Here is a 20,102-nt window from a genome sequence, read left to right on the forward strand (position 1 = left end):
GTAATATAGTAGGAAAAAAAAGGAGGATTTATCGATGAAAAAAATCATGTTTGCTTTCTTTCTATCATTGCTTCTCGTTTTCCCAAGCTTTGCACATGCAGAGGAAACAGGAGCAGTACCAGCATCCGTACAAGTAACAGGCGTCACAGCAGCAGACGGTGGTATGGTCAATTACGGTTCTGGCAGTAAATATCGTGTAGGTTCATATTATCCAGCTACTTTTAAAGGAACATTAAAGGACACAAGTGGTCAACTCATGGCGAATCAGCCAATTCAGCTTTATTTTGAAGCAGCAATCAAATCATATGCTCAAACAGCGACAGGTACAACAGACGAGAATGGACAATTTTCACTAACGATTCAAGTTCCTGCAGGTGCAGGCTACCGTACATACAATAATGCAGGCTGGTCTACACATTACTACGATATCGTTCCAGTGACTTTCACTTCAAATGACATCACGCTATCTTCAAATGTGACAAGTGTGTACCATTTGGCATATACATCACGTTACTAATCTGCTAGAAGATGCGACTTGGCGCAAGCCCTGTCGTTTTCATAGAAAAAAAGGATGTCAGCTAGTGACATCCTTTTCTTTTTGTTAGCAAACCTGCTGGGCGGCAACCGAAAGAGTCGATAAACAAACACTCATGAGCCGTTTCTCCCAGATTCGATCGAGCATTGAGCTTTACATCTTGAGCTTTGATGGATAAGAACTTTGAATACTTGAGCTTTCAGCTTTGAACGTTCAGCTTTGAGCTTTTATCATGGATCATCCTAAGATGATCATCAGATGAGGAGGGAATGACCTTTCCCTCGGAGGTGTTTAGTCCTATCGATTTTCGGCTCACTAACAAAATCGACTAGTCGATCTGTATTTTTGTCAAGGTATTGCTTTCTGATAAGGAAAAATCCACTTCCATTTGGAAATCTTCAATCTCTTTCGAAAGCTGTTCAATCTTCACTCGAAGACGAAGAGGGTCAATGATCGCCGCCTCATTTTCAGCTAGGAATGACTTGACGATCTCTTGGTTGGCAGCGGCTTGTGTTTTTCCGTCTTTCCCAAATAGTGTTTCTAAATGTTGATCCAGTCTCTTTTTCACATCTTCATTGATTTGTTCTGACCGGTCAACCAGCTCTGTGTAGACCTTTTTTAATTTTCGTAAATAACGAATATCGTAATCTATGGATGTCTTGCGTTCAATGGCTTCTGCTACGGTCATACTAACACCCGCCACCTCAATCGTTGTCGTAGCATTCGACACAACAATGGCTGATTTAATGGCATTTCGGCGTTTGATTAATGCTTGAATCGATTGGTCATCTGCTTTTGCCTTTTTTTCTACTTCTTCTTGATTTTGAAATCCGTTCTGTATATGTTTCCCGATGATCAAACCACCGAGTACGGCTTCATCAATCGTTCGGCTGATTCTTTTATCTAACATTTTCAGTTCACTTAATGCTCTTGTAATGGTCATTTCCATATTAACGACAGCTCCCTTGATTCATCCTGAAAATCATAGATTCCTATCATATACCAAAATGTCTTTGTTTTGCTAGTGATATCCTTTTTTGGAACAAACAAAAAACCTGGTGCTATACACCAGGTTTTTCTCGTTTTTTCTGAATCCATGTTGTCATGTAATAGGCAGCATAGCAGAGTGCGATAAAAGGGATACCGCAGATAAGAGCAATACGCTGATTTGGATCAAAAGCAATGCCGATCACAGATGCAAGGCATAGGAGGAAGGCAGCAATCGGAACCACCGGATAGAGCGGGGTTCGGAAAGATAAATCATGAAGCTGTCCGCCATCCTGTAAGAATTTTTTGCGAAACATGAACTGTGAAGCTGCAATTCCCATCCATACAACAACAACGGCGAGTCCAGAGATTGAAACAAGAACCAGATACACCGTTTCAGGTGCGATGACACTCGATAGCAAAGAGAGAATGCCCCCAATCATACTCAAAATGAGTGCATTCAAAGGAATTCCCTTTGACGTCAATTTTGCCAGCTTTTTAGGTAATGTTCGTTCTTCAGAAAGGGACCATAGCATGCGAGATGAGGCGTATAGCCCTGAGTTTGCAGCAGATAAAATCGCTGTCAGAATGACAAAATTCATGAAATCTGCCGCATAAGGAATACCGATGCGGTCAAATACCACAACGAAAGGACTTTTGATCACCCCGGCTTCTTCTACAGGAATTAAGCCGGCTAAAACCACGATCGTTCCGACGAAAAACAGGACAAGACGTAGCACAGTCGTGCGAATCGCCCGGGGAATGGTCTCATCTGGATTGACGCTTTCGCCCGCAGCAATCCCAATCAGCTCAGTACCCGAAAAAGCAAAATTAACAGCCAGCATGGTCATTAATATCGGTAAAAAGCCGTTTGGGAAGAGACCCCCATCTCCAGTGAAGTTAGAGAAGAACGGAGCGGCCTCACCGCCTTTTAGTGGAATCAATCCAAACATCGCCGCTCCGCCAAGAATAATAAAGAGAATAATAGCCATGACTTTAATGCTAGAAAACCAAAATTCCGATTCTGCAAAAAACTTAACTGTAAAAGCATTGAGTAAAAAGATGAGAAGCGCAAAAACACCGCTCCACATCCAAACCGATGTGTCCGGGAACCAGCGCTGCATTAAAAGACCTGCCGCTGTAAATTCTGAACCAAGTGCCACGGTCCATGTCAGCCAATAAAGCCAAGCCACTGTATAGCCAGTGCCGGGCCCAATGTATTTTGTTGCATATGTGTGAAAAGCGCCTGTAACCGGCATTGCGACAGACAGTTCACCTAAACAGAGCATCACGAGGTACACAATTAATGCCCCAACCAGATAAGCCAAAATCGTTCCCGCAGGTCCGGCCTGATTGATCGTATATCCTGAGCTTAAAAAGAGTCCTGTGCCAATCACGCCGCCTAAAGAAAGCATGAACAGGTGACGGCTTGTCATTTTTCGTTGATATTGTTGTGACTGATCTTTTGCTTGTTCCATGTCTTCCCGCCCTTTTGCTTAAAAGTATGTGTGTTGAGTCATGATGCTACGATGTTGCCTGTTTTAAGATATCGGTAATATCCTCTGGTGTCGTCCGGCAGCAGCCGCCGATGATTTGTGCGCCGTCTTTATACCATTGCTGCGCACATTCACCAAATGTATGGTGAGACGTATCTCCGCTCCAAACCTTTTCTTCAGGGTCATATAATTCCCCTGAATTCGGATAGACGACAATTGGTTTGCTCGTCCCTTTTTTCATCTCCTGAATAAGAGAAGACATATATTGCGGCGGTGTACAGTTTACGCCAACAGCAGCGATCTGCTCATATGGCTCAAGCGCTTGTACACAGTCTCTCAGCAGATCCCCTTCACTAATGTGCTGACCATCCTTTGCACTAAATGTAATCCACGCATATACACCGCTGAACTCATCCTGCAGCAGTTTAGCGATAGCGATTGCTTCAATGAGACAAGGGATGGTTTCACAAGCGAGAATATCTGCACCAGCCTCTACTAATGCTTGAATTCTTGGTCTGTGAAAATCAATGAGCGCCTGTTCTGTGAGTCCGTAATTTCCCTTATATTCTGAACCATCAGACAAATAAGCGCCGAAGGGCCCCACAGATCCAGCGACAAATGGTTTTGCCCGCTCTTTACGTTGTGTCTCATCCTGCCAAAACTGCTCGCACGCTTCTTTTGCTAACGTGACAGATCGTTTCATTAATTCGATGGCTTCTTCTTTTGTATAGCCTTTTTCAGCAAAGCCATCAATTGTCGTTTGGTAGCTGGCTGTTGTTGCACAGTCAGCACCTGCTTGGAAGTAGTCCAAGTGTACTTGCTGAATCAGTTCTGGCTGTTCAATGAGGATTTTGGCTGACCATAAACTGTCGTTTAAATCACAGCCCTTTCGTTCAAGCTCCGTTGCAAGTGCACCATCTAAAATCAATGGTGTGTGAGCCTGTAAACGGCTTTGAATAGGATTCATATAAATCAAACAGCCTCCTTTGTCGATCGGAAATAATGGATATGATATGAGGCAGTAGTTTAAATGACTAAAGTGTTTTTGTCAAGGAGAGGAATAAGCATCATACGACGGAAAAACCCTGAAAACATGCGGGTTTGAGTGCATAAACATACAGTTGAAATAATAGAAAACCAAGTCATTGACAGCCTCTAAAAAGAGATATATATTATGGAAAGGTTCATTTCAGAAAGCTTCATCAAAAGGCGCCGTCTTTTGATTTTTATTTTGTCCAACGACTGTCTTCTTTCGTGCAGAAAGAGGGTTTTTTATATGCTTAGAAAAGGAGGAAAGAAGAAATTGAAAAAATGTGTAAAAGATATTGCAATGATTCTAGTTGGTTCTTTTTTATTTGCTGCAGCTGTGAACATGTTTGTCATTCCACTTGAGTTTGGTGAAGGCGGCGTAACGGGGCTGTCCATCATTTTCTACTATATGTTTGAGATTGCGCCGTGGCTGACAAACCTTGTGTTGAATGCGATTTTATTACTTGTGGGGTATAAATACTTGGACAAGAAGACCACGATCTACACAGTGGTAGCTGTCGCAAGTAACTCTCTATTTTTACATTTGACCACTACATGGGTGGTGAATGTCCATGAATTGATCATTGGTTCTATTTTCGCAGGGATCATCATTGGTATTGGCATTGGTCTTGTTTTAAGAGCGGGCGGTACAACAGCGGGATCTGCCATTCTTGGGCGAATTGCGAATAAGTATCTAGACTGGAACGTGAGCTACGCCATCTTGTTCTTTGATCTGATCGTTGTTTTTGCTTCTTACTTTATTATTGGTGCGGAAAAATTAATGTTTACGATTGTGATGCTGTATGTGGCGACTAAGGTGATGGATTTTGTCATAGAAGGGCTTAACACGAAAAAAGCAGTGACGATTATTTCTTCATGCAAAGATGATATTGCAGAAGAAATCAATCACACCTTGGATCGAGGCGTGACCATTTTAAACGGTCGCGGTCATTATTCGAAGGAATCGAAGGAAATTCTCTATGCAGTCATTCAAAAACAGGAGCTGATGCGTTTAAAGAAAATCATTAAGAAAATTGATCGAGACGCATTCGTTGTTGTCCATGACGTGCGTGATGTGTTTGGAGAAGGATTTGTGAATATATAAAAAGTAAAAAAAGACACCTCCACTATAAAGTGGGGGTGTCTTTTCATATGTTGAGTGATCTTATGTTTAAGGGACTATTTTTTCAAGGTATCATCTTTTTTCTCGTTACTTTTCAGAAAGAAAAAACGTATACACTCAGCAATGGCGGCTCCCACCACAAACAGGATGATGGGTGTAATGGTAAAAGGTTGTTTGAAGATGAACAAATACACGATATAACACAAAGTTAGTGTAATGACTAAAGTGAGATAATTACTCCACATTTTTTTCAAGGTCATCAGCTCCTCGTTTTTTAAGGTCTACCATTATTCGGTATTGGTTGGGGTGAAAAGAACTAGCCACTTTCAGCCGTTCTCATCACTTTAATTCGAGTTGAGTGTTCGTAAAACTTAGTATGAAGTTCATAAGGATAAGTCATGGTGAATGAACTTCTTAATTCCATACAATTCAGCTTATCCCTTTAAAATAAAGAGATTAAATGAGTTGTTTCCTATGATATTCGTTCCTGTGTATGTTTGTTGTCTACAATAGACACACGCTAGATTTATCTTGATCAGGTGAAGCCTTGAAGAAAGAGAAACTTCCTGAATGAAAATTTATAGGGACGTTGAGAGTGAAAAGTTGCAAAAGATACCTCTTGTCACATCATACTATGTATTGTATAGTATAAATAGTTAGGAGTTGTAATCATGAATGCACAATTAAAAAAAGGTTTACTTGAATTCTGTGTACTGGCGGTATTAAAGAAAGGCGATTCCTATGGTTATCAAATGATTAAAGATATGTCCCATTGTATTGAGATTTCAGAATCGACATTATATCCGATATTAAAGCGGTTAGAGCAAAACAATTATGTGGAGACCTATTCACAGGAACATAACAGTCGATTAAGAAAATACTACCGGATGACAAAGAACGGACGGGAGCATATCGCGCAATTTTTAGCGGAATGGGATCAAGTGATGGCGATTTACGACTTTATTTCTGGAGGACAGGGCAATGAATAAAAAAGAATTTTTAGCTAGCTTAGAGAAGCATCTGCATCGTCTAGGCGAAAAAGAAAGTGATCGGTTCATCGAGTATTACGATGAAATGATCGAGGATTATCAGGAAGATGGCTATAGTGAACAGGAGGCAGTTCATCAAGTCGGTCACCCTGCCATTATTGCTGAAGGGATTATGAAGGAACAAGGAATCAAAACCATTCAGGTGCCGACGTTTGGAGAAAAAGCCACAAGACTCTCCATCCTCATTTTAGGCTTTCCGTTGTGGGGCAGCATTCTAGCAACAGTCTTCCTGTTGATTCTTTCTGTGTATATGGTGGTTTGGTGCATTCCACTCGTGACAGGAACAGTGACGCTAGTTGGTCTGCTCGGCGGTTTTTGGAGCATCATTGGTTCTCCGTTTATCTTTCAAGACGGTTTGCATGTGGTGGTGACGCAGATCGGAGTTGGGATTCTTCTATTAGGTGTCGGATTATTAAGCGGCATAGCCACGGCGTATTTGACAAAGCTATTTGTGCAAGGGACTGTTCAAACCACTAAGGCATTCATGGGAATGTTTAAAAAGAAGGTCGTGAGAGTATGAACGTGAATGATTTAAAAAAGCAATGCATTAAATGGGGGATCATCTTCACCGTTGCCGGAGGAATTGTCATGGCAATTGGTTTTGGACTTTCAGGCTTTGACCTAGATGCATATCAAAATAATGACCAGTACAATGTGTTCCGCACGATCAATTGGAGCAAGCCATAAATGAAAGACCCGCTTATGCGGGTCTCAGCGTGTAGACAAACCCTCGCATTCGGTGTCAGTCCTGCGCTTCGGTGCTCACGAATGTCAAATTCGCTCCGCGCCGATGCTCGTCCTTCCTAGGGCTGCAAAGGTTTTCTATCACGCTGAAAAGAAGACAAAGGGCTAAAATCAAGTTCATTTTAGCCCTTTGTCAACAATCTGCGACCCGCTTATGCGGGTCTTTTTTCGCTCTGGCAACAAAGAAAAAATAACAGCAAAGTGCGCCAAGGTCACAGAGCATAATAATCAGCCCCATGGGAAAGGCAGTCTGGCTTCCAGCTAAGCCGACAAGGGGTGTCATGCATGCGCCAAGAAGCATTTGTGCCACACCGATGAGGGCAGCGGCACTTCCAGCATGCGCACCGTGATGTTGCATCGCAAGAGAAGGAGCAGACGTGCCGACAATCCCAACGCTAGAGACCACAAAAAAGAGCGGGATGAGGATGCCATAAAGCCCTGCATCAATAGAGATCATCACACACAAGGTGACGCCCCCTAAAGCAGCTGTCAGCAGCCCAATGCGAAGGACTTTCTCCTCACCAATTTTCGCAGCAACGCGGGCAAATACTTGTCCGGCTGTGATGATGCCAAGACTATTCACCGCAAAGGCAGCACTGAAGCCCTGCGGAGAAAGGTTGAAAATCTCCTGCAGTACAAACGGTGATCCAGAGATATACGCAAACATGGCGGCGAAGACAAGTCCTTGTGAGAGAGCATATCCGACAAAGAGTCGATCGCTCGCTAGAATTTTCATCGCACCTAGGATCTGTTTGAAGCCTCCAGTCTGTCTACGTTCCACAGGTAAGCTTTCTTTCAATGAAAACATCGATCTTAGGAGCATGAGTGCCCCGAGGATTCCTAGCAGAACAAACACACCCTGCCACGTCGTGAACCGTAACATTTGTCCGCCCACGATCGGTGCCGCTGCTGGAGCCACTCCGTTGACTAACATGAGCAAAGCAAAGAATTTCGTCATTTCTGAGCCTTCATAATGATCTCGTACGATGGCTCGTGCAATGACAATGCCTGCTGATCCAGCAAGTCCTTGAATCAGCCTTAAAAGAATGAATGTCCAAATTGATGTGACCACTGTGCATAAAAGAGAGGCCGCAATAAAAATGATTAATCCAATCATGAGCGGCTTTCTTCTGCCGACTGTATCACTGATTGGACCTGCAATCAGCTGTCCAAGCGCAAGTCCAATCAAACAAGCCATGAGACTTAACTGAGACAGCGCCGTGCTTGCTTCAAAGTCACGGGCGATATTAGGTAAAGCAGGTAAATACATATCCATTGCCAGCGGTGCAAGGGCTGTTAAAGAGCCAAGAAGCGCGGCAAGGAGGAATCGATTTTTTTTCGATTCTTGGGGATAAGATAAAGAATTCATATGATGACACTCCTCGTATACGTCCTCAAATCAGCATAATGAATCAAGCTTTCCATTTCAATCAAAATTTTCAAAGAAAATTTCGTGCAAAATAATTGATCTTTAAAAGAAGACTCTTTACATTGAATGAGTAGAGAAAAGAATCAGATCATCGGCATGCAGTGATTGCATGATACGTATATCCATTCATAGACAAACAGGAGGTGCTGGCATGGAGCAGCAAGAGTTGATCATTCGTCAAGCAGTGAGTGAAGATCATGAGGCGATCACACATGTGCTGATCAAATCATACGCACAGTATGAGCCTCAATTTACAGAGGAAGGCTGGCAAAATTATTCTGCAGCCCTGCGAGCGGCTGTAGATAACCCAAACATGGAGTTGATGCTTGTGGCCGAGCTTGAGGGCAAGGTCGTGGGGACCCTTCAAATGTTCCGATCATCAGAACAGGCATATGACAAGCCGGAGATGGGCATTACTTCAGCGATTGTCCGGTTTTTAGGGGTAGATCCTGATGTGAGAGGAAAAGGTATTGCAGAGTCCTTGTTGCGTAAAAGTATAGAACTGACGCAATCGTGGGGCGAGAACGTCCTGTACCTTCATACGTCGGATAAAATGCAGGCCGCCATTCGTTTATATGAAAGAATGGGCTTTGAACGGGCACTTGATAAAGAATTTGTGAATCAAAATGGGACCCATGTGAAGAGCTATCAGTATGTGATCAAAAAAGAACAGCCGGCTGGCTCATAACACGCTGCATAAGAAGAGGAAGAGCATGTCCTGCATGGACGGGGCTCTTCCTCTTTCTCATGATACCCATACGTTCAGTGCCATATATGAAAAGCACCATGAGATTAATCCGAACATGACAAAGAATTTCAACACATGTTCATAAGGGGTCAGCTTTCGATCTCTTTTCGTTTTCACAAGCCGCCAGTAAAGGGCATAGCCACAAAAAACCAAGATGATTTGTCCGAGTTCTGCTACGGTTTCGATGATTGTGATTCCGTTCATTTGTTTTCACCTCACCATATGTCTTCCATAGGCAGCAGCAGTGAACCTTTATTTCTTCAAAAAAAATCAGTGTATACTAGAATAAGAAGAAGTAGATGTAGAAGGGGTTGTGACCGATTGTTTCCGCTATATGCAAATTCTTGGGATGACGTCATTGAGAGAAAAATCAAATACGATGATCAGGTTGTGGAACATACGTGTCAGCTGTTAGACGCACAGGAGCAGCAAGTCGTGTTGTTTCATAAAATTCAAGAACCATTTACAATGGTTGCTGGTGATGGCAGTGTCACGATTCCAAAAGGGAGTTATACGACCGCCTATTATTGGACGGACCGGCCTTACAATGTCTATTTTTGGCGAGATGATCAAGGCAATGAACTTGGCTCTTATGTGAATATCGTCAGACATACATGGTTTGAAGAACGGGCGGTTGTTTTTGAAGATTTATTGATTGATCTACTCGTTCTTCCGAATGGTGATTTCTTTGTTTTGGATGAAGATGAACTGCCGGAGAGTTTAGCTTCCTTTGAGCAGGGCTCGGTTCATCGAGCACTCCGTGATGTCATCCATTCGATAGCGCACATCCTCGATCAAGTGAGGCTGGATGCGAAAGGGAAATATCATCACACCCTGTTTCAGAAGATGTTGAAATAGAAAAAACGATTCCTTGCTGAAAGGAATCGTTTTTTTATCAAACCTTGATCCGGTTTAGTCGTTTTTGTAAATCAGTTTTTGTTTTAGATGCTTTTAGTTGTTTGACCGCACTTTGAGCGGTTGCTTTTGTTTTCTTTGTTCGTTTGGCTTCGGCTTTTTTGACTTTTTGTTTGGCATCTGTCACTTTCTTTTGATAGGCGACTTGTTTTTTGACTTTGTCGAGCCGGTTTTGCAGGCTTGTTTTTTCTTTGCCTTTGGATAGCTTTTTAATAGCCGTTTGGGCACTTTTAATCGAGCCTTGGGTTTTACTTTTTTCAGCTGATTTGACCTTCGCTCGTGCGTCACGAATATCAATGGCTGTTTGGACTTTTTTGACTCGGTCAGTGAGTGCGGTTTTTTGCTTGCTGGCAGAGAGTCTGCCAATTTTCGTTTTGGCTTGATCAACATCTGTCTGTTTTTTAGATGTTTCGGCTGTCTTGACTGCGCTTGTCGCAGCCTTTAAAAAGGTTGACTGCGGCACATATTGCACGCGGCCATAGCCGAATTGTGGATCTTTTCCTTTTGCGCCAAGATCCACTGTATAGCTGCGCAATAAAGTGCGGAGCTGAACATTTGTTTTCTTAGGATGTAGCTGTTTTAACAGCGCCAGCATCCCTGTGACATGTGGTGCCGCTTGTGATGTACCCGTGGCATACCAATATTCATTTTTCAAATAGGTACTGATGACGTTCTCGCCGGGAGCGGAAAATTCAATTCCTTTCCCCGTATTAGAGATGGAGGCGAGTTTGTCTTTGTCAGTCGTTGCGGAAACAGCAATGACGCTATTGTATGCGGCAGGATAACTAATCCCATTCTTCTTTCCATCATTTCCACTTGCAGCAACGACCAGCAGTCCTTTTTTGTATGCTTCATCAACTGCTGAACGTAAAATCGGAATGTTATCTTCAAAAGCTAGACTTAGGTTGATAATGTCCATCTTATTGCTAATCGCCCAATCAATGCCTCGGAGCAGACTGTATAAGTCGCCTTCTCCCTTTTTATCTAAAACTTTTACAGCATACAGCTTTACACCAGAAGCGACGCCGACCGTACCGTAATCATTATTGAGCGCCCCAATTGTACCGGCGACATGTGTTCCATGTCCTTCATCATCTTTGTAAGAAGACGTGTAATCGACGAATGATTTACCACCGGCTACCTTTAAATCTTCATGTGGGAAAATACCAGTATCGAGAACGGCTACTTTCACATTTTTCCCTGTCACGCCTTCTTTGATTGCTTGCTTTACATTGAGCTTCTGCAAGTTATAAGATTTTTGTACCAAAGCATCCTGACCAGTAGTAGCAGCCGTTTTTTTTACGGTAGCAGCAGCGAGTTTGACCCTAACGTTTTTTGAAACATAAGCGATGTTTGGGTCTTTTTTAAGTGAGGTGACAGCTTGCTCATCTGCTGTCACTGCTACAGCTGGAAGATGTATGTATTGAGCGTTCACTTTTTCACTTTCTTGAATAGCCGTTTGTTTTCCTTTTTGATTTTTATAGACGATGATGACATCTGTTTCTTTTGGTGGTGCAGCTGCCTGCGAATGGAAGGGCAAAGCAGTTGTCAAAGCAAGAAGAAACGCGATGACCACGACGATTTTCTTTTTCAAGGCAATGGCTCCTTGCATATGAGGTGACCTCCGTCTTTTTTTCTTTATTATATCGGAGAAATAAGATAGATGGTTAGAAGAATCATAGTCTAGAAAGAAAGTTTTTTTCACACGTATCCCGAAATTGAATTTCATAGAATTCTAGTAGACAATAGAGAGATCATAATATGAGAAAGAAGGACATGCCGATGAATGTAAAAGAGTATATGACGTATGATGCGACGGGACTGGCGTCACTTGTGCAGAAAAAGCAGGTCACGCCCGAAGAGCTTGTACAAGCTGCATTTACTAGATTGGAAGAAGTGAATCCAGTACTAAATGCGGTGATTCATACTAGACGAGATCAAGTGTTCAAAGACATGAAGTCACTGGATGCGGATCAGCCGTTTGCTGGTGTTCCGTTTGTGTTGAAAAATATATCGCAGGGGCTGGAGCATGAACCTTTGACGGCGGGTGCTTTGCTGTTAAAGGATGTAAAGGCGCAAACAGATTCCCACTTTGTCCGTCGATTGAAGCAGGCTGGGCTCCTCATGATCGGTCATACAAACACACCTGAATTCGGATTGCGAAATGTGACAGAACCCTTTTTATATGGTCCGACGAGAAACCCTTGGAATGCTGACTATTCTCCGGGCGGTTCAAGCGGCGGGACGGCAGCAGCTGTGGCAAGCGGCATCGTACCGGCGGGTGGAGCGAGTGATGGCGGAGGGTCTATTCGGATTCCGGCATCCTTTACTGGTTTATTTGGACTCAAGCCAACAAGGGGGAGAACACCGGTCGGCCCGGGTGCAGGAAGGCAGTGGCAAGGAGCTTCCATTGACTTTACACTCACAAAAACAGTTCGAGACAGTGCAGCCCTGCTTGATTTGCTTCAAGTCATTCAGCCAGAGGCTGCGTTCCAAACGCCATTATATGACGGCAGCTATCAGGAGGATTTGGTGAAACGAACCTCTTCTATGCGAATTGCTTACAGTGTAGACTCTCCAGTAGGCACGAAGGTGAGTGAGGAAGCAAAGCAGGCAGTCTTGAACACTGTGAAATGGCTGAGTGAACAAGGGCATCAAATAGAAGAAGTGAAGCCGGACATTGATGGTGTCCATCTGATGCAGCAATATTACGTCATGAACAGCGGTGAAATGTCTGCCTTATTTACCTCTCTGGCTCGTTCATTCGGGCGTCCGGTGAAGCCGGAGGAGACAGATATTGTGGCATGGGTACTGGCGGAAGCAGGAAAAAATGTGACGGCTGCTGCTTATACAGAAAGTCTTGATGCATGGGATATGGCCGCTGCAAAAATGGCCGCATTTCATCAAACCTACGATCTATATGTGACCCCAGCTACTGCCTATTCGGCTCCAAAGGTTGGCGAGCTGATGCATAACGATCAAGAAATGGCTGCATTGTTACGTGTGTCATCCCTTTCAATGCAAGCACAGCAGGATCTGATTTATGAAATGTTCCTCAAGAGTTTGACCTACACACCATTTACACAGCTGGCTAACCTAACCGGCCAGCCATCTATGAGTGTGCCAGTTCATCTCACAGAAGCAGGCATGCCTTTAGGCGTACAGGTGACAGCACCGAAAGGAAAAGAGGACTGGCTGCTCAGACTGGCGTCAGAAATAGAATCATCCTCATTATGGAAAGGAACGCATCCATTACTGAATCAATAATACAATGGCATCGACGTTGGTCTATGGAGGAAAGGAGTGTCACACGTGAGTACGAAGGACAAAATTATTCAAACGGCCGCACTTCTTTTACGTAAACAGGGGTATCATGCGACAGGGTTGAATCAAATCATTAGAGAGAGCGGCACGCCGAAAGGATCTCTTTATTATTACTTTCCAAATGGAAAAGAAGAGCTAGCCATAGCAGCCGTTGAATATATGAGTCAAAGGGTCATCGATCAAATTGAAGAAAGCTTTGCCTATTCTGATGACCCATATGTCGCCGTCGATCATTTTATGACAAATATCATTCGGGGTTTTATGGAGCAAGAAAGTGAAAGAGGGATACCGATTGTCTTACTGGCGGCAGAGTCAAAACCTGAACATACAAAACTTCATGCTGCATGCAAACAAGAAATGATCCGCTGGCAAGAGCTTGTCAAAGAAAAACTGATGAATAGCGGATATGATGAAACAAAAGCGGATGAGCGGGCATCTCTCCTTCATTCAATGGTCATCGGCGGATTATCAATGACTACTGCATTAAAGCAAACGACACCTTTAGAGCACGTAAAATGTTACCTTAGACACTTATTTATGCGAGAAGAGTAAAATCTCTCGCATATTGCCTATCTATTATATCAATTGGTCTATATAATAAAGATAGTCAATTAGTCATGAGGAGTGATGGGATGTCGGAGCAACCACAATCGATCAAGCAATCCGAAGATACCTCTTTTTATACCGTGTCCGGTTCGGGGGAGCTGTATGGTTTGGAAAATCAGCTTGTACATGTGCTGGCAGAAGCAAATCAAACAAATCAACTGTTTGAGCTTGTCTTAATCACAGGTGGGAAAGGTGCTTACTTTCCGCTGCATTGTCATGAGACGCTATTTGAAACCATCTTTGTGCTAGAAGGGAAGCTGGAAGTGATACTGGACGGTAAAAAGTATATGGTGACGGCCTGCGATTATATTCATATTCCGCCCAAAACAATTCATGGCTATAGAATGCATAGTCACAAAACACGGTTTATTTCTTATGCACTGGGCGGGCAAATGACAGATGTCTATCAGCAAATCGGAAAGAGGCTGTTGCAGAATGAATGGCCGATGACTGATAGCCCATTTGATGCAGACAGCTTTCATCAGGCTGAAAAAGAAAGCGATATCATGTTGATGCACGGCATTAGGGAGCTATCCAATACAACCAAGCCAGCTGTTTTGTTTCATAGTCAGCTCCCGCGCGCAGTGCAGCCATATGTGCTGGAGGCTGGTGAAGGAAAGCAATACATGGTCGAAGGTCAGCTTCATGAGCTGATTGCGACAACGGAAACAACAGGAGACGGATTTAGTTATTTTGTGATTGAAGGGACAAAGGGAAAAGGGTTACGTTCGCATTATCATGAAATGCATACAGAAGCACTTTATTGTGTTGAAGGCAGAATAAATCTTCAGTTAAACGGAGAAAATATTTGCTTGATGCCGGGGGATTTTGCCTATATTCCTCCGAATACCGTTCACTCGTATGAATTCGTATCTCATTCAAATAAAATGTTGGTTTTGCTGCTACCTGGCTATATTGAGCAAGTGTTTGAACAATTTGAAGAAGCACAAAGTCCAGGAATGTGCCCTTATTTTATACAGGAAGGGAATATGATGGAGGGTGGGGAGACCTCTGCTCAGTATGATTTGGTGTTTGTCGAAGATAAATAGCTGTGTAACGCGTTACACATATTGAAGTAAACAACCTGCTGAATCAATCGGCGGGTTATTTTGTTTTCCCTTATGGAACAGCATCCCTATTCATATGTATGAACCATCCATTCAAGGTGAAGCTATAGACATGATGACCTTAGCTAAAGGAGGAAATGCAGATGAGAGCTGTCACCTATCAAGGGAAAAGCCGCATTGCGGTGAAGGAAGTAGCTGCGCCATCTATACAAGATCGTGAAGATGTCATCGTTCGGATAACATCTACAGCAATTTGTGGGTCAGATTTACATTTATATCAAGGGAATTTCCCGCTTCCTATCGGCTATGTGATTGGGCATGAACCGATGGGGGTGGTAGAGGAAGTCGGGCCGGATGTCACTGCGGTGAAAAAAGGAGATCGTGTCGTCATTCCATTTACCGTGGCGTGTGGTCAATGTCAGTATTGCCATCACCATTTAGAAAGTCAATGCGATCACTCAAATCCTCATTATGATTCAGGCGGACTTTTTGGATACAGTGAGAAATATGGGAATTACCCCGGAGGACAGGCTGAATATTTACGAGTGCCCTTTGGAAACTATACACCATTTAAGGTGCCGGATGATTGTGAGTTAGAGGATGAACAATTGCTGTTTTTATCAGATGTTCTGCCAACTGCTTATTGGAGTGTAGAACACGCAGGTGTAAAAAAGGGTGATACGGTCATTGTGCTGGGGTGTGGACCTGTTGGGTTAATGGCACAGCAATTTGCTTGGCAAAAGGGCGCAGAGCGGGTCATTGCTGTTGATTACATAGACTACCGCCTTCACCATGCAAAACGAATGAGCGGCGTAGAAGTATTTGATTTTACAGAAGACCCTGACATGGGAGAAACCCTAAAAGAGCTCACAAAAGGTGGGGCGGATGTTGTCATTGATTGTGTGGGGATGGATGGGAAAAAGTCACCGCTTGAAAAGATTGAACAGAAGCTCAAGCTGCAAGGCGGAACGATAGGGCCCATTCAAATTGCCACAAAAGCCGTGAGGAAATGCGGGACTGTTCAGCTGACGGGTGTGTATGGAGGTCTTTACAATATGTTCCCATTGGGTGCTTTTTTCGCAAGAAACGTCACGCTGAAAATGGGACAGGCGCCAGCGAGAGGGTACATGTCAAAGCTTTATCAAAAAGTGACAACCGGGGAAATTGATCCTAGAGCGATCATCACACATCAATTGCCGCTAGATGACGCAGCTCATGCGTATCACATATTCAATGAAAAACAAGATGATTGTATAAAAGTCATCTTAAAGCCATAAAAAGAAGGCTTAGGATATTTCCTAAGCCTTTAATGTGTACTCGTCCATCATTTTTTCGATTAATTCAAAAAATGTTTTTTTATCTTCTTCTGATAGGTGATTGAACAGTTGATTGACAAGCAGCTGACGATTGTCGATCATTTGTCTGGCGATTTGTTCACCTGATTCAGAGAGTGTAATCCATACCGTACGGCGGTCATTGTTATTTCTAGAGCGGATAATCAGCCCTTCATCTTCTAAGTGATTGAGAGCGGTTGTTGTTGCGGAGGGAGATAATGAAACTTCCTGCAGAATATTTTTCACAGTACATGATTGATGGCGGTAGATGATGCGTAAAATAAACCCTTTTACATTCGTGACGTTTTTGGGGATATTCTCTTCATCTATTCGTTTCGTCGCCTTTAAATACTTTGTCAGTGCATGGTCTAACAAACTTGCCTCTAGCTCGAAATGTTGCATTCTCCATACCTCTTTTCCTATTGCATTCGCATTTTCCGATCAATTACTAGGTCTATCTTATCATAATAAGCATCATCATTTAAACCAAAATGGAAGACGGCTATAAAATTACCTATATTATCAATTAATAAAAGGAACAATTCCAAAATGAAATGATTTTACTTTCATCTCTTTTTATTTTAGAATGTGAATGAGATAAAATCTACCAATCCAATTCTCTGGAAATTGGCTATTGGACATCAAACGTTTGGAGATGAAGATATTGAATACTTTACAGGCATTACTAAACGACAGAATGGAACGCTCTTCACAAATTGAAGCGGTAACTGGCGGAGGTGTGTCTTATACATTTGAAGAATATGCAAAACGCATTGATCAGCTGGCACATTACTTACACCGTAAAGGAATTCGAAAAGGTGACCGGGTGTGCTTTATTTGTCAAAACCATCATCACTTTTCTACGATTATGCTGGCAGCCATTAAAGCAGGTGCAGTCGCCGTACCGCTTAGCTGGCAGCTTACCTCTTTTGAGCTAGAAGGTATCTTGAAAAAAGCAGAGCCAAAGGCTTTATTTTTTGACCGTGAATTCCGTGACATCATTGCGGCAGTGAATGTGTCTTTAGAAGATTGTCTCATGGTGGAATCTGGTGTCAATGCGAAAACAACACAGCTGTTTGAAAACATATTGGCGTCTAATGATGGAAGTGATCTTGCTGAACAGGTATCAGAAGAAGATTTGGCCATGATTTTATTCACCTCAGGTACAACAGGTAATCCAAAAGGCTGTATGGTCGGACATGGACGAATCTATCAATTTTTAACACGACGTGGGAATCGAGGATTTGATCTGAAAGGAAAACGGTACTTGGCAAGTCATCCGCTGTATCATATGAGTTCTATTAATCACTTGATTGCAGCTGCAATTGAAGGGTATACGTTAGTCTTCTTACATGATGCAACACCGAAACGCATTTTAGAAACGATTGAGAAAGAAAGAATTACGTTTATGATGGCTTTCCCATCAGCTTATACGTACATGCTAGAAGAAATGAAGCGCGGTTCGTACGATCTCTCATCTTTTGAAATTGCGATTTCTGGTGGTACGAAGGTACCGGTACGCTTAATTAAAGATTACAAAGAAGTAGGCATTCAGATGATGCATGGCTATGGAAGTACGGAAGCGTGGGTTGTGAGTGCGTGGCATCCAGCGATGGGCGAGGATAAGATGGGCTCTGCTGGTAAAGTGGATCCGGATGTAGAAGTCAAAATCGTGCATCCTGAGACAGAGGAGGCGCTGCCAGCTGGAGAAATTGGCGAGGTCGTCATGAGAAGCCCATTTTATTTCTTAGGCTACTATCATCAACCTGAAGCGACAGAGAAAGTGCTCAAAGATGGCTGGTTCCATATGGGGGATGCAGGCTATCTGGATGAAGACGGTTTTCTTTATATCACAGGGAGATACAAAGATGTGATTCTATACGGTGGGGATAATATTTATCCTGACCAAGTGGAAGAGGTCATTGATCAAATTCCAGGTGTAATTGAATCTGCTGTCATTGGGGTACCAGATGACTTATATGGTGAAGTACCAAGTGCGTATATCGTAAAAGACGAATCTGTCGATTTCTGCGAAGAAGATGTGGTGAATTACTGCAAGGAACGTTTAGCAGATTACAAAGTGCCATCCATTCATTTCACGCAGGATCTGCCAAAAAATAAACTTGGTAAAATCATGAAGAAAGATTTACGTGAATTGGTTGTGAATGCGTAGGACCTATTCTGCTATAATGAAATTTGAATGATTTTTTTGTTTTTCTAACGTTTTGGAGGGAAAGGGTTTGCGACATATACTTCGTAAGAAACACATTCACGATTTGTTAGAACAGAGCAGACAGCAAAAGGTAAAGAAAACACTGGGCGGGCTCGATCTCACGCTCCTTGGCATAGGGGCTGTCATTGGGACGGGGGTCATGGTGTTAACCGGAATTACAGCAGCTAAAGATGCAGGACCGGCTGTTATTTTCTCCTTTGCGATCGCAGCGATTGTGTGCAGTTTAGCAGCACTTTGTTATGCAGAAATGGCTTCCGCGCTGCCTGTGTTCGGCAGTGCGTACATTTATTCATATACCACAATGGGTGAACTCGTAGGTCATCTCATGGGATGGACGTTATTATCTGTTTATATGCTGACTGCTTCAGCTGTAGCGAGTGGCTGGTCGAGTTATTTTAACAGCCTGCTGGAGGGGTTTGGAATCTCAATTCCACATCAATTTTTAGCTGGTCCAGAACAAGGCGGATATATGAATTTGCCAGCAATTATCATTGCTTTACTCATTGCGTGGATCCTATCTAGAGGAACGAAAGAAAGTAAAAAATTCAATAATATCATGGTGTTTGTGAAACTTGGCATTATTGTTCTTTTCATTGTAGTAGGTGGTTTTTATGTAGAGCCAGCCAATTGGCAGCCGTTCATGCCGTTTGGTACGGAAGGGATTATTGCTGGAGCCGCTGCTGTGTTTTTTGCCTTTTTAGGATTCGATGCCATTTCGGCTTCTGCAGAAGAGGTGAAAAATCCACAGCGGAACCTGCCAATTGGCATTATTGGTTCATTGCTCATTTGTACGATCATTTATATTGTCGTTTGTTTGGTCATGACAGGCATGGTGCACTATACGAAGTTGAATGTGACAGAGGCAATGTCTTATGTATTGCAAAGTGTCCATCAACATAGCGTGGCTGGTATTATTTCTGTCGGTGCTGTGATTGGATTGATGGCTGTGATTTTCGCCAATAATTATGCGGCAACTCGAATTGCTTTTGCGATGGGGCGGGACGGGCTTTTGCCTAAAGTGTTTTCTAAAACAAACAAAAGTGATACACCTGTTGCAAGTATATGGGTGATTGGCGGGATGACAGCTGTTATTTCAGGGTTTATTGATTTGAAGGATCTGTCCAACCTAGCCAATATCGGTGCATTATTAACGTTTGCGATGGTGAGCTTATCCGTACTCATTTTGAGAAAGACACATAAACAGCTGGAAAGGGGATTCCGGGTTCCGTTTGTACCAGTTTTGCCAATTATCTCGATGGGGTGTTGTGTGTTTCTGATGCTCAATTTACCAGGCCGGACATGGCTGTACTTCGGGGTTTGGCTGATGATCGGTGTCGTCATGTACGCAGCATATTCTAACAAACACAGTGAATTAGCGAAATCTGCTTGAGAAAAAGGTGCAAATCCGTTGACGATTTGTGCCTTTTTTCATACGATTTGGGATAAGCTATATAAGAGATAATGAACGGAACAAGAGGAGGAT

General features: G+C 43.0%; 20 protein-coding genes. 13 read left to right on the plus strand and 7 right to left on the minus strand.

Annotated elements, in window-relative coordinates; genetic code table 11:
* The first annotated feature begins 34 nt into the window (after positions 1–34).
* Positions 35–517 carry a hypothetical protein gene (locus MHI58_RS01435; RefSeq protein ID WP_007498435.1) on the plus strand — a complete coding sequence of 161 codons (483 nt, stop codon included), beginning with the start codon at positions 35–37 and terminating at the stop codon, positions 515–517.
* Between the two features lie 346 nt (positions 518–863).
* On the opposite strand, the gene MHI58_RS01440 is transcribed toward MHI58_RS01435, so the two are convergent.
* From MHI58_RS01440 to mmuM, 3 genes are all read right to left on the minus strand, one after another.
* The gene (locus MHI58_RS01440) at positions 864–1,484 is read right to left on the minus strand and encodes a hypothetical protein (protein ID WP_017366532.1); all 621 of its coding nucleotides are present in this window, start codon (positions 1,482–1,484) and stop codon (positions 864–866) included.
* Between the two features lie 112 nt (positions 1,485–1,596).
* Complete coding sequence (gene mmuP / locus MHI58_RS01445; protein WP_045034642.1) at positions 1,597–3,000, minus strand: S-methylmethionine permease; 1,404 nt, start codon at positions 2,998–3,000, stop codon at positions 1,597–1,599.
* Positions 3,001–3,046: 46 nt separating this feature from the next.
* Entirely contained in the window at positions 3,047–3,985 is a 939-nt protein-coding gene (gene mmuM / locus MHI58_RS01450) for a homocysteine S-methyltransferase (RefSeq protein WP_045034679.1), read from the minus strand.
* Positions 3,986–4,321: 336 nt separating this feature from the next.
* Here mmuM and MHI58_RS01455 point away from each other — a divergent pair, with 336 nt between their 5' ends.
* The 4 genes from MHI58_RS01455 (at position 4,322) to MHI58_RS01470 (ending at position 6,906) form a co-directional block, all read left to right on the plus strand.
* Complete coding sequence (locus MHI58_RS01455; RefSeq protein WP_025206673.1) at positions 4,322–5,152, plus strand: YitT family protein; 831 nt, start codon at positions 4,322–4,324, stop codon at positions 5,150–5,152.
* Between the two features lie 689 nt (positions 5,153–5,841).
* The gene (locus MHI58_RS01460) at positions 5,842–6,159 is read left to right on the plus strand and encodes a PadR family transcriptional regulator (RefSeq protein WP_008342169.1); all 318 of its coding nucleotides are present in this window, start codon (positions 5,842–5,844) and stop codon (positions 6,157–6,159) included.
* A complete protein-coding gene (locus MHI58_RS01465) occupies positions 6,152–6,739 on the plus strand; it encodes a DUF1700 domain-containing protein (RefSeq protein ID WP_045034640.1) in 588 nt (195 codons plus the stop codon). The genes MHI58_RS01460 and MHI58_RS01465 overlap by 8 nt, the downstream gene beginning before the upstream one ends.
* On the plus strand, positions 6,736–6,906 hold the full coding sequence (locus MHI58_RS01470; RefSeq protein WP_017360401.1) for a hypothetical protein: 171 nt from the start codon (positions 6,736–6,738) through the stop codon (positions 6,904–6,906). Before MHI58_RS01465 ends, MHI58_RS01470 begins: the two co-directional genes overlap by 4 nt.
* Before the next feature lie 190 nt (positions 6,907–7,096).
* Here MHI58_RS01470 and MHI58_RS01475 read toward each other — a convergent pair whose 3' ends face one another.
* A complete protein-coding gene (locus MHI58_RS01475) occupies positions 7,097–8,332 on the minus strand; it encodes a multidrug effflux MFS transporter (RefSeq protein ID WP_045034639.1) in 1,236 nt (411 codons plus the stop codon).
* 211 nt (positions 8,333–8,543) lie between these two features.
* Between MHI58_RS01475 and MHI58_RS01480 the strand changes: the two genes are divergently transcribed.
* A complete protein-coding gene (locus MHI58_RS01480; RefSeq protein WP_008342165.1) occupies positions 8,544–9,080 on the plus strand; it encodes a GNAT family N-acetyltransferase in 537 nt (178 codons plus the stop codon).
* Between the two features lie 57 nt (positions 9,081–9,137).
* Here MHI58_RS01480 and MHI58_RS01485 read toward each other — a convergent pair whose 3' ends face one another.
* Entirely contained in the window at positions 9,138–9,344 is a 207-nt protein-coding gene (locus tag MHI58_RS01485; RefSeq protein WP_008342164.1) for a hypothetical protein, read from the minus strand.
* Between the two features lie 117 nt (positions 9,345–9,461).
* Here MHI58_RS01485 and MHI58_RS01490 point away from each other — a divergent pair, with 117 nt between their 5' ends.
* Positions 9,462–9,998 (plus strand): DUF402 domain-containing protein, encoded by a 537-nt coding sequence (locus MHI58_RS01490; protein WP_045034638.1) that lies wholly within the window; start codon positions 9,462–9,464, stop codon positions 9,996–9,998.
* Between the two features lie 37 nt (positions 9,999–10,035).
* Here MHI58_RS01490 and MHI58_RS01495 read toward each other — a convergent pair whose 3' ends face one another.
* The gene (locus MHI58_RS01495) at positions 10,036–11,649 is read right to left on the minus strand and encodes a S8 family peptidase (RefSeq protein ID WP_228003906.1); all 1,614 of its coding nucleotides are present in this window, start codon (positions 11,647–11,649) and stop codon (positions 10,036–10,038) included.
* 188 nt (positions 11,650–11,837) lie between these two features.
* Between MHI58_RS01495 and MHI58_RS01500 the strand changes: the two genes are divergently transcribed.
* From MHI58_RS01500 to MHI58_RS01515, 4 genes are all read left to right on the plus strand, one after another.
* Positions 11,838–13,322, plus strand: a complete 1,485-nt coding sequence (locus MHI58_RS01500; RefSeq protein ID WP_045034636.1) for an amidase — start codon at positions 11,838–11,840, stop codon at positions 13,320–13,322.
* Between the two features lie 45 nt (positions 13,323–13,367).
* A complete protein-coding gene (locus tag MHI58_RS01505) occupies positions 13,368–13,931 on the plus strand; it encodes a TetR/AcrR family transcriptional regulator (RefSeq protein ID WP_025206681.1) in 564 nt (187 codons plus the stop codon).
* Between the two features lie 80 nt (positions 13,932–14,011).
* Complete coding sequence (locus tag MHI58_RS01510; RefSeq protein ID WP_045034635.1) at positions 14,012–15,034, plus strand: quercetin 2,3-dioxygenase; 1,023 nt, start codon at positions 14,012–14,014, stop codon at positions 15,032–15,034.
* 161 nt (positions 15,035–15,195) lie between these two features.
* On the plus strand, positions 15,196–16,329 hold the full coding sequence (locus tag MHI58_RS01515) for a zinc-dependent alcohol dehydrogenase (protein ID WP_035390568.1): 1,134 nt from the start codon (positions 15,196–15,198) through the stop codon (positions 16,327–16,329).
* A gap of 21 nt (positions 16,330–16,350) precedes the next feature.
* Here MHI58_RS01515 and MHI58_RS01520 read toward each other — a convergent pair whose 3' ends face one another.
* On the minus strand, positions 16,351–16,788 hold the full coding sequence (locus MHI58_RS01520; RefSeq protein ID WP_024719020.1) for a MarR family winged helix-turn-helix transcriptional regulator: 438 nt from the start codon (positions 16,786–16,788) through the stop codon (positions 16,351–16,353).
* Positions 16,789–17,050: 262 nt separating this feature from the next.
* On the opposite strand from MHI58_RS01520, the gene MHI58_RS01525 reads away from it, so the two are divergent.
* Together MHI58_RS01525 and MHI58_RS01530 are read left to right on the plus strand one after the other, a co-directional pair.
* Positions 17,051–18,559, plus strand: a complete 1,509-nt coding sequence (locus tag MHI58_RS01525) for a class I adenylate-forming enzyme family protein (RefSeq protein WP_045034634.1) — start codon at positions 17,051–17,053, stop codon at positions 18,557–18,559.
* A gap of 67 nt (positions 18,560–18,626) precedes the next feature.
* A complete protein-coding gene (locus MHI58_RS01530; RefSeq protein WP_017358611.1) occupies positions 18,627–20,009 on the plus strand; it encodes an amino acid permease in 1,383 nt (460 codons plus the stop codon).
* The last annotated feature ends 93 nt before the right edge of the window (positions 20,010–20,102 follow it).

Origin of the sequence: Bacillus sp. FSL K6-2869, from assembly GCF_040869405.1 — a bacterium.
Classification (GTDB): domain Bacteria; phylum Bacillota; class Bacilli; order Bacillales; family Bacillaceae; genus Bacillus; species Bacillus altitudinis.

Excerpts from the sequence above, each read along its gene's own strand:
- MHI58_RS01510 (WP_045034635.1), top strand. The coding sequence starts at position 14,012 with ATGTCGGAGCAACCACAATCGATCAAGCAATCCGAAGATACCTCTTTT.
- MHI58_RS01500 (WP_045034636.1), top strand. The coding sequence starts at position 11,838 with ATGAATGTAAAAGAGTATATGACGTATGATGCGACGGGACTGGCGTCA.
- MHI58_RS01465 (WP_045034640.1), top strand. The coding sequence starts at position 6,152 with ATGAATAAAAAAGAATTTTTAGCTAGCTTAGAGAAGCATCTGCATCGT.
- MHI58_RS01440 (WP_017366532.1), bottom strand. The coding sequence starts at position 1,484 with ATGGAAATGACCATTACAAGAGCATTAAGTGAACTGAAAATGTTAGAT.
- mmuP (WP_045034642.1), bottom strand. The coding sequence starts at position 3,000 with ATGGAACAAGCAAAAGATCAGTCACAACAATATCAACGAAAAATGACA.
- MHI58_RS01475 (WP_045034639.1), bottom strand. The coding sequence starts at position 8,332 with ATGAATTCTTTATCTTATCCCCAAGAATCGAAAAAAAATCGATTCCTC.
- MHI58_RS01435 (WP_007498435.1), top strand. The coding sequence starts at position 35 with ATGAAAAAAATCATGTTTGCTTTCTTTCTATCATTGCTTCTCGTTTTC.
- MHI58_RS01520 (WP_024719020.1), bottom strand. The coding sequence starts at position 16,788 with ATGCAACATTTCGAGCTAGAGGCAAGTTTGTTAGACCATGCACTGACA.
- mmuM (WP_045034679.1), bottom strand. The coding sequence starts at position 3,985 with ATGAATCCTATTCAAAGCCGTTTACAGGCTCACACACCATTGATTTTA.
- MHI58_RS01485 (WP_008342164.1), bottom strand. The coding sequence starts at position 9,344 with ATGAACGGAATCACAATCATCGAAACCGTAGCAGAACTCGGACAAATC.
- MHI58_RS01480 (WP_008342165.1), top strand. The coding sequence starts at position 8,544 with ATGGAGCAGCAAGAGTTGATCATTCGTCAAGCAGTGAGTGAAGATCAT.
- MHI58_RS01460 (WP_008342169.1), top strand. The coding sequence starts at position 5,842 with ATGAATGCACAATTAAAAAAAGGTTTACTTGAATTCTGTGTACTGGCG.
- MHI58_RS01515 (WP_035390568.1), top strand. The coding sequence starts at position 15,196 with ATGAGAGCTGTCACCTATCAAGGGAAAAGCCGCATTGCGGTGAAGGAA.
- MHI58_RS01470 (WP_017360401.1), top strand. The coding sequence starts at position 6,736 with ATGAACGTGAATGATTTAAAAAAGCAATGCATTAAATGGGGGATCATC.